General features: G+C 72.3%; 11 protein-coding genes, 1 tRNA gene and 2 pseudogenes. 5 read left to right on the top strand and 9 right to left on the bottom strand.

From position 1 onward, the window contains the following. Positions 1 to 337: 337 nt before the first annotated feature. Together ACZ4W9_RS28380 and ACZ4W9_RS28375 are read right to left on the bottom strand one after the other, a co-directional pair. Positions 338 to 937: pseudogene (locus tag ACZ4W9_RS28380) on the bottom strand (ATP-binding protein); the annotation flags it as partial. A gap of 93 nt (positions 938 to 1,030) precedes the next feature. Beyond that, positions 1,031 to 1,858 (bottom strand): glycerophosphodiester phosphodiesterase, encoded by an 828-nt coding sequence (locus ACZ4W9_RS28375; protein ID WP_467940514.1) that lies wholly within the window; start codon positions 1,856 to 1,858, stop codon positions 1,031 to 1,033. A gap of 239 nt (positions 1,859 to 2,097) precedes the next feature. On the opposite strand from ACZ4W9_RS28375, the gene ACZ4W9_RS28370 reads away from it, so the two are divergent. After that, on the top strand, positions 2,098 to 3,612 hold the full coding sequence (locus ACZ4W9_RS28370) for a S1C family serine protease (RefSeq protein ID WP_467940512.1): 1,515 nt from the start codon (positions 2,098 to 2,100) through the stop codon (positions 3,610 to 3,612). A gap of 67 nt (positions 3,613 to 3,679) precedes the next feature. Further along, positions 3,680 to 3,766 (top strand) — tRNA-Ser (locus ACZ4W9_RS28365). A 418-nt stretch (positions 3,767 to 4,184) separates the two neighbouring features. Here ACZ4W9_RS28365 and ACZ4W9_RS28360 read toward each other — a convergent pair. The 6 genes and pseudogenes from ACZ4W9_RS28360 to ACZ4W9_RS28335 all read right to left on the bottom strand — a co-directional run bounded on the left by ACZ4W9_RS28360 (position 4,185) and on the right by ACZ4W9_RS28335 (position 9,689). After that, a complete protein-coding gene (locus ACZ4W9_RS28360; protein WP_467940510.1) occupies positions 4,185 to 4,733 on the bottom strand; it encodes an NUDIX hydrolase in 549 nt (182 codons plus the stop codon). 9 nt (positions 4,734 to 4,742) lie between these two features. Next, positions 4,743 to 5,865, bottom strand: a pseudogene (locus ACZ4W9_RS28355) (adenosylhomocysteinase). Positions 5,866 to 6,272: 407 nt separating this feature from the next. Further along, positions 6,273 to 6,713: a hypothetical protein gene (locus ACZ4W9_RS28350; RefSeq protein WP_467940508.1), complete on the bottom strand. Its 441-nt coding sequence runs from the start codon at positions 6,711 to 6,713 to the stop codon at positions 6,273 to 6,275. 55 nt (positions 6,714 to 6,768) lie between these two features. Further along, positions 6,769 to 7,998, bottom strand: coding sequence for a helix-turn-helix domain-containing protein (locus tag ACZ4W9_RS28345; protein ID WP_467940507.1), 1,230 nt, complete (start codon positions 7,996 to 7,998; stop codon positions 6,769 to 6,771). Positions 7,999 to 8,491: 493 nt separating this feature from the next. Further along, the gene (locus ACZ4W9_RS28340) at positions 8,492 to 8,734 is read right to left on the bottom strand and encodes a hypothetical protein (RefSeq protein ID WP_467940505.1); all 243 of its coding nucleotides are present in this window, start codon (positions 8,732 to 8,734) and stop codon (positions 8,492 to 8,494) included. A gap of 79 nt (positions 8,735 to 8,813) precedes the next feature. Continuing rightward, positions 8,814 to 9,689 (bottom strand): bifunctional DNA primase/polymerase, encoded by an 876-nt coding sequence (locus ACZ4W9_RS28335; protein WP_467940503.1) that lies wholly within the window; start codon positions 9,687 to 9,689, stop codon positions 8,814 to 8,816. Positions 9,690 to 9,993: 304 nt separating this feature from the next. On the opposite strand from ACZ4W9_RS28335, the gene ACZ4W9_RS28330 reads away from it, so the two are divergent. Together ACZ4W9_RS28330 and ACZ4W9_RS28325 are read left to right on the top strand one after the other, a co-directional pair. Further along, positions 9,994 to 10,548 (top strand): SigE family RNA polymerase sigma factor, encoded by a 555-nt coding sequence (locus ACZ4W9_RS28330; RefSeq protein WP_467940501.1) that lies wholly within the window; start codon positions 9,994 to 9,996, stop codon positions 10,546 to 10,548. Between the two features lie 119 nt (positions 10,549 to 10,667). After that, positions 10,668 to 12,323 (top strand): long-chain fatty acid--CoA ligase, encoded by a 1,656-nt coding sequence (locus ACZ4W9_RS28325; RefSeq protein WP_467940499.1) that lies wholly within the window; start codon positions 10,668 to 10,670, stop codon positions 12,321 to 12,323. 82 nt (positions 12,324 to 12,405) lie between these two features. On the opposite strand, the gene ACZ4W9_RS28320 is transcribed toward ACZ4W9_RS28325, so the two are convergent. Continuing rightward, complete coding sequence (locus ACZ4W9_RS28320) at positions 12,406 to 13,617, bottom strand: MFS transporter (protein WP_467940497.1); 1,212 nt, start codon at positions 13,615 to 13,617, stop codon at positions 12,406 to 12,408. 134 nt (positions 13,618 to 13,751) lie between these two features. On the opposite strand from ACZ4W9_RS28320, the gene ACZ4W9_RS28315 reads away from it, so the two are divergent. After that, positions 13,752 to 14,333, top strand: coding sequence for a TetR family transcriptional regulator (locus tag ACZ4W9_RS28315; protein WP_467940495.1), 582 nt, complete (start codon positions 13,752 to 13,754; stop codon positions 14,331 to 14,333).

The following is a 14,333-nucleotide window of genomic DNA, read 5'->3' as shown; positions in this document are numbered from 1 at the left end:
AGCGGGGCCCCGCCCGCCGGGGCCCGGCGCCGCCCGCGGGTACCGGACCGGCGCGCCGACCACCGGCCGTCCCGGGTCAGTCCTGGTCCTCGAAGGCGTCCGTGAAGTCCAGGCCGGACAGGTCCGGCAGCGCCAGGCCCGGGGTGGTCAGACCGGACAGGGGCACGTCCGTGCCGGTGATGCCCGTGAGCGTCGTATCCGTTATGCCTTCCAGTGGCAGGTCCGGCAGGCTCTCGTCCGCCGCCGGCAACCGAGGCAGCGGCACCTCGCCGGCCACCGCGCCCGTCCGTGCCGCCTCCGAGGCCGCCACCACGGCCGGCAGCGCCAGGCCGGTGAGGGGTGCCTCCCGGACCACGGGCCGGGTGACGCGCGTAGCGAACGGGGCGTGGGGACAGCCGGCATCGGGGTCGTGGACGTCCCCGTGGACCAGCACCCAGACCGTCACCTCGCCCTCGACGTCGTCGCGGACGCCCCAGTCGTCGGCGAGGGCCGTGATGATGTTCAGCCCGCGCCCGCCGTGCGCGGTCACCGACGGTGTCGCCGGTGCCGGGCGGGTCGGACCGCCGCCGTCCGTGACCTCCACGAGCAGCCGCCCGCGCGCGTCGACCCGCCACGCGGCGCGTACGTCGCCGTCCCCGGCCGGCGCGTCCCCCAGGGGCCGCCCGTGCCGGCAGGCATTGCTCAGCAGTTCCGAAAGGATCAGCACGGCGTCGTCGATGACCGACTCCGCCACGCCCCCGCTGCGCAACTGCGTCCGCATCCGGTGCCGTGCCTTCCCCACGCCCGCAGGGCCATGGGGTACGGCCATGCTCGACGACGTGGGCACTTCCTGTGCCACCACCAACGCCACCCCCGAGACCTCCTTCGCCCCACGCCACGGTGTGAATGCCCTTTTGGTCTGCGCCGGAAACCGGCCAGTCCTCTTCCGGTGACGCACTCGACACATGCGGACACGCGGCGAACGCGCCGGTGCACTCCCCGTGACGGGGTCACCCCCGCCGGTGACCGGCAGGGGTGTCCGGGGGACGGCTCAGCGGCCGAGACGGCTCAGCACCGCGCGCGGGCGGTTGGTGATGATGGCGTCGACGCCCAGCTCGACACAGAGGTCGACGTCCTCGGGCTCGTTCACGGTCCACACGTGGACCCCGTGTCCGGACTGCCGCAGGCGCTCCACATAGGCGGGGTGGTTGCGCACGATGCGCAGCGAGGGCCCGGCGATGCGCACGCCCGTGGGGAGCCGGCCGTCACGCAGCCGGGGCGAGACGAATTGCATCAGGTAGACCGTCGGCAGGGTCGGCGCCGCGGTGCGCACGCGGTGCAGCGAACGGGCCGAGAAGCTCATGATCCGGACCGGCGACTCGGCGGCGGAGGCCGGCGCGGCCAGGCCGAAGCGGTTCAGCAGGGCCAGCAGCCGCTCCTCGACCTGGCCCGCCCAGCGCGTGGGGTGCTTGGTCTCGATGGCCAGCTCCACCCGCCGCCCGGCGTCCGCGACGAGTTCCAGCAGCCTCTCCAGGGTGAGGACGGAGGTCTCTTCGCGGTCCTCCGGGCGGTGCTCCCAGTCGGGCTCCTCGTCCCGTCCGTGCCAGGCCTCGCGCGTCTTCCAGGAGCCGAAGTCGAGCGCGGCCAGATCGGCCAGTTCCAGCGCGGAGACCGCGCCGCGGCCGTTGGACGTACGGTTCACCCGCCGGTCGTGGACGCAGACCAGATGGCCGTCCGCGGTCAGCCGTACGTCGCACTCCAGGGCGTCGGCGCCGTCCTCGATCGCCTTGCGGTAGGCGGCGAGGGTGTGCTCGGGGGCGTCTTCGGAGGCGCCCCGGTGGGCGACGACCTGGATGGAGCGCTGGGGTGCGTGGGTCACCGCGTCATGGTGCCACCGTCACCGGGTAGCCGTGGCGGGGCGGGCGCGACTTCCCGGCGCGCGGGCGGGGTCCTCCTGATCGCTTATATAACGTTTGCGGAGAATGCCGCTAAAGATCCTATATAAAGAGGACCGCCGGACGCACAGTCACCGCTTATGGTGCTCTGACGGCTCGTGGGAAAAGCTGACGCAAGACCAGTGCGACCGACGACAACAGGCGTGGACCGAGGAGAAGAGCTGTGAGCACCGAGAACGAGGGCAACGCGGTACCCCCGGCGCCGTCCGCACCTCCCGTGCCGGTGGCCTCTCCCGACGCTTCCCCGCAGGGCCCCGCGCCCGGGGGGAGCGCCCCGACGGCACCGCTTCCGCCCGTGCCCCCGGAGAACCCGGCGGCGAACCCGGCGGCCCCGCCCGCGGCCCCCGCGCCCGGCCAGGCCCCGGCGGCCCACGGGACGGCCCCCACCGGCCCGGCACCCGACGGCTCCTGGCCGCCCCCGCCCCCGGCCACCCCGTCCTACGGCGACCCGGGTGCCTACGGCGGCGGCCCGTCCCACGGCGGCGGCCCCGCCTACGGCGGTGACGCGGGCGGCCCGGGCGCCGGCTGGGGCGCCTCCTGGCAGCAGCCCGCGCCCAAGCCGCGCGGTCGCGGCGGCCTGGTGGCGGCGGTCCTGGCGGCCGCGCTGGTCGCGGGCGGCCTGGGCGGCGGCCTCGGCTACACCCTGGCCAAGGACCGCGACGACCACGGCTCCACCACCATCTCTGCCTCCGACGGCGCCACGCAGGTCAAGCGCGCGCCGGGGACGATCGCCAACGTGGCCTCCAGGGCGCTGCCCAGCACGGTGACGATCCAGGCCGAGAGCAGCGACGGCGAGGGCGGCACGGGCACCGGGTTCGTCTTCGACACCCAGGGCCACATCGTCACCAACAACCACGTGGTCGCGGAGGCGGTGAACGGCGGCCGGCTCACGGCCACCTTCCCGAGCGGGAAGAAGTACGACGCCGAGATCGTCGGCCACGCGCAGGGCTACGACGTGGCGGTCATCAAGCTCAAGAACGCCCCCTCCGACCTCAAGCCGCTCGCCCTCGGCGACTCCGACAAGGTGGCCGTCGGCGATGAGACCATCGCCATCGGCGCCCCCTTCGGCCTGTCGAACACGGTGACGACCGGCATCATCAGCGCCAAGAACCGCCCGGTGGCCTCCAGCGACGGCAGCTCCACCAGCAAGGCGTCCTACATGAGCGCCCTGCAGACCGACGCGTCCATCAACCCGGGCAACTCCGGCGGCCCGCTGCTGGACGCCTCCGGCGCGGTCATCGGGATCAACTCCGCGATCCAGTCCACCGGGAGCGGCGGCTTCGGCTCCGGGCAGTCCGGCTCGATCGGCCTGGGCTTCGCGATCCCGATCAACCAGGCGAAGTACGTCGCCCAGCAGCTGATCAAGACCGGCAAGCCGGTGTACGCCAAGATCGGCGCCTCGGTCTCCCTGGAGGAGTCCTCCGACGGCGCGAAGATCACCGACCAGGGCACGAGCGGCGCCGCCGCGGTCGAGTCGGGCGGTCCGGCGGACAAGGCCGGCCTCAAGCCCGGGGACGTCATCACCAAGCTCGACGACCACGTGATCGACAGCGGCCCCACCCTGATCGGCGAGATCTGGACCCACGAGCCGGGCGACAAGGTGACGATCACCTACAAGCGGGGCGGCCAGGAGCACACGGTGGACCTGACGCTGGGCACCCGGCAGGGCGACAGCTGACGGGGCCGCCCGCCGCGGCCCGGGGGCCGGTAATCTGTACCCGCGCCGTCGATCTCCGTCGGCGCGGGGAGGCGTGCCCGAGCGGCCGAAGGGAACGGTCTTGAAAACCGTCGTGGCAGCGATGTCACCGTGGGTTCAAATCCCACCGCCTCCGCAGAGGTTGTAGGTATGCAGGTCAGAAGGGGTGTCTCTTACGAGAGGCGCCCCTTTGGCATGGGTGCCTGTCTCACGTTGATCCGGCCCTGACACGTCGTTGATCAGTGTGTGTGGACCAGGCGTGGACCAGATCGGAGTCGCAGGGCCCACGAACGACAGTTCGGTTCTGCTGCCCTGTCGCGTCGCCAACGCTCCGGCCGGGTCGAGGTACGGGCTGCGACGCATGGAAGAAGAGTGGCTGAGGCCGATACGGGTCGCTGGAGACACCCGTGATGGGCGCTCGTTCGACGCACCCGCCGCCGTGGCTGACTTTCGGTGGCTCAGGGCACAACCGCTGCTGCAACTCGGCGCCCGGAGACGGAGTTGCAACCGCACGGCTCCCGGCAGAGGGGGCGGACCGGCCGTTGGCCGTTGGCTTAGAAGCCTGCGGCAGCCATCACGCGGGAGCGCAGGGGCTCGGTCGTGAGCATGTCGGCGAACTGCCAGGAGTAGTTCGTGACCTCTTCCTCTTGCAGTTCGACCGCGTCGGCGGTGGTGCGGAACAGGAACCGGAAGTCGAAGTGCGGGTGTTCCGGTTCGCCCTTCGCGTCGTTGGCCGGGATGGTATGCACGTCGATGTGCAGGGGGCCGTCTCCGTCCGGCTGGACCTGGTCAGGGCTGATGCCGGTTTCCTCGGCCAGTTCGCGCAGGGCGGCGTCCCGCAGGCTCGTGTCCTCGGTCTCGACGTGCCCGCCGGGCAGCAGCCACTTGCGCAGGGCCCGGTGCTCGATGGTGAGGACACGGCCGTCGGGGCGGACCAGGGCGGCGCCGGCGGTGACGTGCCCGCGGAACTCCTTGCGCGAAGCGACCGAGTCGCCGGCCTGTTCGACGACCTCACGGAGAAGCGAAAGCGCGTCCTTCTCCTCCGGGTGGTCGGCGAGGTAGGCGTCGACGGTGTCGCGCACGTGCTGTGCCGTGATCGGCATGGGCTGCTCCTAGCGGTTGAAGTAGTTCAGCCACGTTCCGGCGATGGCCGCGCGGTCCGTGGCGTCGACCTCGTGCATACCGGGGCCGAGGTCTCCACGGGCGAGGTTTCGGACGCCCGCGAGTATCTCGGCCTGCACGAGGTAGATGAACGGGCCCACGCTGGCGCCGTGCAGGAAGTTGACGGCGTTGCCGCCGTTGAGCAGGTAGAAGTAGTGCCCGGTCGTCTGGTACCGGGTGACGTGCTCCCCGTCGGGGGTGCGCTGGTACACGTCGGGAAGACCGGCCAGGTCGAGTTCGTCTTCACTGCTGGTGAACCGTGGCGACGTAGGCTCCGTTGCGCAGGGCGGAGAAGTCTTCGCCTCGTAAGGACACGGCACCGGTCGCGCACAGGATCAGACCGGCCCCGTGCAGGGCGGTGTCCCGGTCCCGGGCCACGGTGAAGCCCTGCGAGAGGGCCTGCGTGCGGCGGACGGGGTCGACGTCGTAGACGGTGACCTGGACGCCCTTGGCGTGGAGCAGGCGGGCGATGCTGGAGCCGAGCTTGCCGAAGCCGATCACCAGGGCCGGACGGCCGTGCAGGATGTCGCCGCGGCCCCGCATCAGCGCCTCGGCCGAGAACACGACCGACTGACCCACGAGGAAGTCCTCGGGGCCCTTCAGCGGGGAACGGGCGACGGACACTACGGGGCAGGGCAGTTTCTCGGTGCTCGCATACCGCTTGTGGCCGTTCTCCGTGTCCTCGACCACGCCCAGGACGCGGCCCGAGAAGCGCTCGCACAGGGTGCCGAGTGCCGGCGCGAAGTACCCGCCGACATCGAGCAGTACGACCGGCTCACCACCGGACCGCGACTCGATGTAGTCAAGCGCGCTGTCGGGGTTCTCGAACAGCTCTCGGGAGAGGGCGTCGCACTGCGCCGCCTTCTCGATCTCCCGGCGGGCGGTGAGGTCTACGGACTTGGGCTTGGGCAGCACGGCGCGCAGGCTGGTGGTGTTGCCTACGGCTCGTACGAACGCGGGACGCTCGGGCAGCAGGTGGGTGATCAGGAAGGCCGAGGGCTTCTCTGCCGGGGCGAAGGTGTCCGTGATGCGCGCGAAGTACGAGTCCAGGCGTGCACGCTCGAACTGTTCCATTGACTCACTTCCCTTGGTTGGGCGGTAAGGCTCAGTGGGGGAACCCGCCTGCGCGTCAGGGAGAGGGGAGCGCGGAAGCGGAGGTCATCGAGTGGCGAGCAGCGCTCGCGGCCTCCGGCACCCGCGCAGCGCGGCGTCAGGGCGAGGCCCGGTCGGTGCTGCGGTAGTGACGGGCGCGTGCCGAAAAATCACGGACCCTGGTTCTGGGGACAGCAGTCGGGCGAGGTGCAGTGCTTCGGCGCGCAGCCAACGGGTGGCGAGACGAGGGGACCGGCCGCGATAGGCGGCGAGCAGGATCTCGCGGGTACCACTGAGGTCGTGGGCGGTCGCCTCGCAGCGGAAGGTGATGGGCGACCGCGTCGCGGTACGTGCGGAGGTCGGCGGAGCCAGCACCGGCACGACCGGGGTCACCGCTCATGCTCCCGAACCGATTCCCGCGCCTTGATGAGCTGACCTAACTGGATGTGGTACAGCTCGACCTGCGCCGGGGTGAGCACGAGCACGGTCTCGCAGGTGCCGCCGTCCTCGTAGTGGGCGGTCACCGGCAGCGCGGCCTGATGGGCACGATGGTCGTAGACGGCATCCCGCCGCGTCGGGGTGGTATGCGTGACCGGGACGGGCACGGGACGCAGAGTCGCCCCGTTCTTGTTGGCCCGCCAGTCCTCACCTCCACCAGGCGGGCGCAGGTGGTACGAGGCCGAGGTGTCGCTCGGCAGGGCGACGACCACGCCGATCTTCCTGCCCTTGGCGAGATCGAGGGCCAGATCACCGAGGCGGGGGTGGAACGGGGCACCGGCGCTTGACCCGACGCCCCGCACGGAGAGCTGCTTCGAGGTTTGTTCGGCCATGCCTCGAAGCTAGGAAGACCGGCAATGCCCAATATGGACCAGAGGAATACGACCCTTATCCGTCCAGGTGGAAGCGGTCTGACATGCGGCGCAGCTTTTCCCGGGTACTCGCCCGTTCGGCGTACACGATGCCGCGCAGCGTTGACCGGGCGATGGGGTGATTGCGGACGAGCTGGGGCGCGATGCGCTCGGCCGTCTCCAACTCCTTCAGCGCCTTGTCCCGGTTGCCGTCCCACAGCCAAGCCCGCGCCAGGTCCATGTGGTGATGGCCCTGACGGGAGTTGGGCAGCGACTCGATCAGCTCCTTGTTCGTGCGCCGGCTTATCGACAGCGCCTCGCCCTGCTCGTGCATCTCCAGGGCGATGCTGATGGCGTGAATCTGCACGTTGCCCGGTGAGAAGGTCAGGCTGTGGCGGTCGTAGGCCGGAGGGCCGACGGCCTCCGTCATTCGCTTGGCCGCAGCCCGCGCGTGCTTGATCCGGTCCTTTGCTTCGGCACCACGGCCGCCGCGTGCAGCCGAGACCGCCGCGCGCAGTTGCAGTGAGCCCCATGCCCGTACGGCCAGCGGTTCGCCGCGGTCGTACTCTTCCTGCACGCTGCGGATCGCCTTGTCCGACAGGGCGATGGCGTCATCCCAGTCGGCTGTGGCCCACATGTCCCAGACGCGCATCCAGTCGGCGACGGCAGGCAGCAGCGGGTCGCCGGACAGCCGTGCGGACCACGCGGCCCGTTCGCAGGCCATGGCGACCAACTCGGGGTGGCCCAGGGCGTGTGCGGCCGTGTGGGCGAACTTGCAGCACACCGCGTAGATCGCGTACGCCTCTTCCCGCTCGTGGCCCGTGGCGACCTCGGCCAGGGCGCGAGCCTCGCGGAACAGGTCGGGCAGCACCTCCATGATCGCCATGTTGGCGGCGGCGTCACGGAGCCGGTGCAGACGCGTGGTTTCCTGCCACAGCCGACCGGCTGGGCGGGGAGTCCCGTCGAAGACCGGAGCGAGGTCATAACGACGCAGCTCACGCATGATCGCTGCGGCGGAGACCTGCCACTGGTTCTCCGCCGGGGTGCTGTTGTACGGACGCCCGATCAGGTCGTTGGGGTGTACGTGCAGCTCCGAGGCGATCAGGTTGAGCAGGCCGACGCGGTCGAGTTCGATGAGACCGCGTTCCATCTTGGACACCCAGCCCTGGGTCTTGCCCAGGGCGGCGGCGAGGTCGGCTTGCGGCATGCCGAGACGGAGCCGGGCACGGCGTACACGGCGGCCGATCTCTTCGGCTTCTTCCAGCATCAGTGCGCCCCCCTGTGGGTGAGGCGCCGGCGGTGCAGCGGGCGGTGAGGCATGGTGCTCCGTCCGTCGGGGCTACTCCCCCTTGACGGTACCGAGGCCGCGTGCCGCGTGTGGAGTGTGTAGGTCAGGTTCCGGGAAAACCGAGCGAGTGGACCCCGTGTGGACCACGAGTCCCGAGTGATGCCGGTGACCGGTAGGGCATAGATGCTCCGCACCAGGTGGACGGGGCAACGGTGGGTCGCCCGAGCCGCCGAAGGGAACGGTCTTGAAAACCGTCGTGGCAGCGATGTCACCGTGGGTTCAAATCCCACCGCCTCCGCGCGGTTCCTAGACGCGCAGGCCGGAAGGGGTGCTCCTTGAGGGGGCGCCCCTTCTGCGTGGGGGCCTGTCGCGTTGTGGCCAGGGCAGTGGTCCGGAGGCGGACCAGAACCCCGCGACGGCCGTCACGCGGGTCTTCCCGCAGCCGTCGGCTCGGCGTCCGTCCGGGTGGGTGCTACTCCACGGCCGGGTCCTCCTGGGCCTGTCGTACCGCGCGGCGTACCGCCTGTTCGACCTCGTGCGGGTCGGTGCCCGTCGCCTCGGCGCGCGTGGTGATCGCCTCGTGCACGGCGTCCGAGGCGCTGCGGAAGCGGCGCTGCTGCTCGGCGTACGCCTCGCCGGTGAGGCCCGCCAGGCGTGCGCGTTCCTCTTCGGCGGTGCGTTCCAGACTGATCAGTTCATCCGGTATGTCCGTCACGTTCGGATCGTAAGAGGCTTCACGCCACCGCGCCTGCCCAGCGGTCCGCGGCCCTCGCCGATCGGTCCGCGGCACCGGCTCAGTGGTCCCGGTGCGTGGTCATCCGGGCCGCCGACGCGATCGTCGCGCGGGCCTCGTGTTCCGGCAGGCCGGTCGTCCGGGCCGCCTCGGTCAGGGCGTCCGCGAGGGCGGCTCCGATGCCGCTCTCGTAGGCGCGGCAGGCCGCCCAGAAGAGGCGGGTGTTGCGCTGGCCCTCGTGCGCGGAGAGGACGAAGTGGACCAGGCCCCGGCCATGGTCGCCCGGGGTGGCCGGCGCCGGGTGGCGTGGTCGGGGCGGGGGGACGAGGAGCCGCAGCAGGGCCGGCGGGCAGGGGGCCGGGGGCAGGTGGGCGGTGCCGGGCGCGGGGGCGTAGACGCCGTGGTCGGTGCGGGAGCCGGGGCCCACCAGGTAGCCGCCGGCGCCCCGGATGTCGATGCCGGGGGCGAGCCGGCCGGCCGAGTTGGGGACGACGGTGTCCGGCGGTCCGGTCAGCCACAGGTGGCGGCCCCCGCTCGGGGTGAGCACGACGACGGTCTCCGGGATCGTGAACAGGTGGCGCAGGGCCAGTTCGCGCAGGGCGGCCGAGGAGTCCGTGCCCGACTTGGTGTCCAGGTCGACGCCGATCAGGTGGTACGGCGGGAGCCCGCAGGCGATGCCGTAGCCGGTGGCCCAGGGGGCGGCGGCGAACAGGGCGCGGATGCGCCCGGGGTCGGTGGAGGCGTCGTACACGCCGTGGCCGAAGCGGCCGCAGGCGCCGTGGCAGGGCGGTCCCTGCGGTGCCGGTTCGTCGCGGTGGGGGGAGCGCAGGGCCGGGAGCTTCGTCCGGGACAGGGGGATGACGGCCAGGCCGCGCTCGGCGGCGGACAGGGCGTGCGCGAGGGCCAGGGTCGCGGCCTGCCGGTCGGGGGTGGCCATGGCTCCATGGTCGTACGTATGTTCGAAAAAGGGAAGGGTGGAGCGTCGGACGTCTGGGCCGTCGCCGTCGGATCGGGTGCCCGGGGCCTCGTGGACCCTGGTGACGGCCGGTGCCCGGGTGCCGGTATCGGGGCTGGTCCCGACGGCGGGCGGGCGAGTCCTCAGGGTCGTACCCGCAGACGGGACGCACCCGTGCTCCACCTTCAGGAGGTGGAGCCAGCCCCACCCCTACAACCTGAGGGGGACTCGCCTTCAGGACCTGCGGCCGATACCCGGCGGGGGAGGCCGCTCCTAGCGTGGAGGCATGACCGCACCCGTCTGCACCAGCGCCTCGGCCGCCGCCCCCGGGCGGCAGACTGCCCTCTACCCGACGTTCGCGGCGTACGTGCGGGCCCGTCAGCCGGTGCTGCTGCGCACCGCCCGCTCGCTGACGGCGAACCCGACCGACGCCGAGGACCTGCTGCAGACGGCCCTGGCCAAGACCTACGTGGCCTGGGAGCGGATCGAGGACCAGCGTGCGCTGGACGGCTATGTGCGCCGGGCGCTGCTGAACACCCGGACCTCCCAGTGGCGCAAGCGCCGGGTGGACGAGTTCACCTGTGACGAGCTGCCCGAGCCCGAGTCCCTGCCGTGCGGCGACGACCCGGCCGAGCGGCAGGCGCTGCGCGACGCGATGTGGCGGGCCGTCCTGCGGCTGCCGGCCCGCCAGCGGGCGATGGTCGTGCTGCGGTACTACGAGGACCTGAGCGAGGCCCAGACCGCCGAGGTGCTCGGGGTGTCGGTCGGCACGGTGAAGTCGGCGGTCTCCCGGGCGCTCGGCAAGCTGCGCGAGGACCCCGAACTGGCGCCGGCCCGCTAGGGCGCCCCGCCCGCGGTGACCGGAGCGTGACACGCCCCCTAGTGACATACCGCGTGGTATGTGCGCAGAATCAGCGCAACCTCTACCACCGCGTAGGCAATGTCGCCCGGGAGGACTCCGTGCTGAGCACCATGCAGGACGTACCGCTGCTGATCTCCAGGATCCTGACCCACGGGTCCACGGTCCACGGATCGTCGCGGGTGACCACCTGGACCGGGGAGTCCGAGCCGCACCGGCGCACCTTCGCCGAGATCGGGGCCCGCGCCGCCCGGCTGGCACACGCCCTGCGCGACGAGCTGGGCGTCACGGGCGACGACCGGGTGGCCACGCTCATGTGGAACAACGCCGAGCACGTCGAGGCGTACTTCGCCGCGCCGTCCATGGGCGCGGTGCTGCACACGCTCAACCTGCGGCTGCCCGCCGAGCAGCTGGTGTGGATCGTCAACCACGCGGCCGACAAGGTCGTCCTCGTCAACGGCTCGCTGATCCCGCTGATCGCACCGCTGCTGCCGCAACTGCCGACGGTCGAGCACATTGTCGTCTCCGGCCCCGGCGACCGTGCCCCGCTCGCGGGAGCCGCCGCCCGGGTGCACGAGTACGAGGAGCTGATCGCCGGCCGGCCCGGCCACTACGACTGGCCCGAGCTGGACGAACGCCAGGCCGCCGCCATGTGTTACACCTCCGGCACGACCGGCGACCCCAAGGGCGTGGTCTACAGCCACCGTTCGGTCTACCTGCACTCCATGCAGGTCAACATGGCCCAGTCGATGGGCCTGACCGATCAGGACACCTCCCTGGTGGTCGTCCCGCAGTTCCATGTGAACGCGTGGGGGCTGCCGCACGCCACCTTCATGACCGGCGTCAACATGCTGATGCCGGACCGCTTCCTCCAGCCGGCCCCGCTCGCCGAGATGATCGAGTCGGAGCGGCCCACCCACGCGGCGGCCGTCCCGACCATCTGGCAGGGCCTGCTCGGCGAGCTCACCGCGCGCCCGCGGGACGTCTCCTCCCTCGGCCAGGTCACCATCGGCGGCGCCGCCTGTCCGCCGTCCCTGATGACGGCCTTCGACGAGCTGGGCATGCGGGTCTGCCACGCCTGGGGCATGACGGAGACCTCTCCGCTGGGCACGGTGGCCCGCCCGCCTGCCCATGTGGCCGGCACCGACGAGGAGTTCCGCTACCGCGTCACCCAGGGCCGCTTCCCGGCCGGCGTCGAGGCCCGCCTCACCGGCCCCGGCGGGACCCGCCTGCCCTGGGACGGCGAGTCGGCCGGCGAGCTGGAGGTGCGCGGGCCCTGGATCGCGGGCGCCTACTACAACGGCCCCGACGCCGACCCGCTGCGCCCCGGTGACAAGTTCAGCGCGGACGGCTGGCTGAAGACGGGCGATGTCGGCACCATCTCCCCCGACGGCTATCTCACCCTCACCGACCGCGCCAAGGACGTCATCAAGTCCGGCGGCGAGTGGATCTCCTCGGTGGAGCTGGAGAACGCCCTGATGGCCCACCCGGACGTCGCCGAGGCCGCCGTGGTCGCCGTACCCGACGAGAAGTGGGGCGAGCGCCCGCTGGCCACCGTCGTCCTGCGGCCCGGCGCCACCGCCGACTTCCGGTCCCTGCGCACCTTCCTCGCGGAGGAGGGCCGGATCGCCCGCTGGCAGCTGCCCGAGCGCTGGACCACCGTGCCGGTGGTGCCGAAGACGAGCGTGGGCAAGTTCGACAAGAAGGTGCTGCGCCGGCAGTACGCGGAAGGGGAACTGGAGATCACCCGCCTGTGACGGCGGTACACACCGGCCGGCCGTGACGCCGACCGGGGCCGGAACCCGCGCCCCTGGCGGGCTCCGGCCCCGGCCGTCGGTGTCACCGGCGGCCGGTCCGCAGCGTCGCCGCCCAGCCCAGCGCCAGCCACACGCCCGCCACCGCGCACACCCCGGTCCAGCCCCAGTGCCCGAAGGCGGGGCCCGCGGCGGCCGAGGCGAGGGCGCCGCCGGCGAAGCCCGAGACGACGTAGGCCGTGTTGGCGGTCGCCGGGGTGGCCGTCGTGGTCAGCGCCAGCGTCTGGTTGGCCACATGGGAGGCGACCAGGGCCGCGTGGATCGCGATCGCGGCGGCGAACAGCGCCGGCAGCGCGTGCCCGCCGAGCCAGAACAGCGGTACGGCGACGGCGGCCAGTACGAACGCGGAGCCGACGACCCGTCCTGCGCCGAACCGGTCCACCAGGCCGCCCGCCAGCGGCGCCACCACGCTGGCGGTCAGCCCGAACAGGCCGAAGAGCCCGGCGGTCGCGGTGGACAGGCCGTACGCCGGCCCGGTCAGCAGCAGGGCCAGCGAGGTCCACAGGGCGCTCCAGGCGCCGAACATCCCCGCCTGCCGGATGCAGGCCCGCCGCAGCTCGGCCGAGCGGCCCAGCAGCCCCGGCAGCTCGGCTATGCCGGAGAACAGCCCGCCCTGCCGCGCCCGCCGCTCGGCCGGCAGGGCCAGGGCGGTGGCCAGTCCCAGCGCGAGGGTGAGGACGGCGGACCCGCCGAACACCCAGCGCCAGCCGAGGCCCTGCCCGGCGAGGCCGCCGAGCACACGGGCCGCGACGATGCCGGTGAACAGCCCGGCTATGACGGCGGCGACATGCCGGGCGCGCCGGTCGGCCGGGGCGCGGGCGGCCACCAGCGGGACCAGCAGCTGGGGCACGACGGTCGCCGCGGCGGCGACGAAGACGGCGACGGCGAGGGCCGCGGTGCCCGGCGCCGCGGCCGCGCCGACCAGCGCGACGGCGGTGGCGACGGAGAGCCAGGCGACGAGCGAACGGCGGTTGACCCGGTCGCCGAGCGGCGCGAAGAAGAGCAGTCCGGCCGCGTAGCCGAGCTGGGCCACCGAGGCGATCCAGGCCACGGCCGAGGCGGTGGTGCCGAAGTCGCGGGCGATCAGCGGGAGCAGCGGGGCCGCGAGGTAGATGTTGGCGGCCGTGACGGCGGTGCAGACGGCGATGAGCAGGAGGAAGAGGGTGCCGGAGGCCGGCCGCTCGCGGGCGGGGACCCGGACGGGCGGTGTCTGCTGGGTGGTGGTGGCTGACGGCATGAGCGGAGGTTCTCCTTAGAGCCGACTCACACAACTAACTGGTTGGTTGCAAGGCTCCAACAGCGTGCCCCGCCCTTCGCATTCCCGTCAACCAAATAGTTGGTTACCGCTTCCCGGGCGCCTACCCTGTCCCCATGGCAACAGTGAGGGACCCCGAGGCCACCAAGGCCCGGATCTTCGAGGCGGCGGTCGCCGAGTTCTCCCGGCACGGCATCGCGGGCGCCCGTATCGACCGCATCGCCGCCGCGGCGAAGGCCAACAAGCAGTTGATCTACGCCTACTTCGGCAACAAGGCCGAGCTGTTCACCCAGGTCCTCGGCCGGTGCATGGTCGACCTGGCGTCGTCCGTGCCCGTCGACCCCGACGACATCGACGGCTGGGTGGACCGCCTCCTCGACTACCACGCCACCCACCCCGAACTGCTGCGCCTGCTCTTCTGGGAGGGCATCGAGTACGGCAGCGCGGACCTGCCCGACGAGGCGGCCCGCCAGGACCACTACGCCCGCAAGGTCGCCGCGATCCGGGACGGCCAGGACCGGGGCGTGATCACGGACGCCATCCCGGCCGGCGACCTGCTCATCCTGCTGATCTCGCTGACGAACTGGGTCTCCGCGGTCCCGCAGATGCGGCGCATCCTCGCGGGCACCGGGGACGGCGACCGCGACCGCCTGCGGACCTCCATCAAGGAGGCGGCCCGCAGGCTGGTGGCGCGCTAG

It is taken from the genome of Streptomyces sp. NPDC029296 (assembly GCF_055569255.1).
This window is presented reverse-complemented; position numbering and strand designations above follow the sequence as displayed.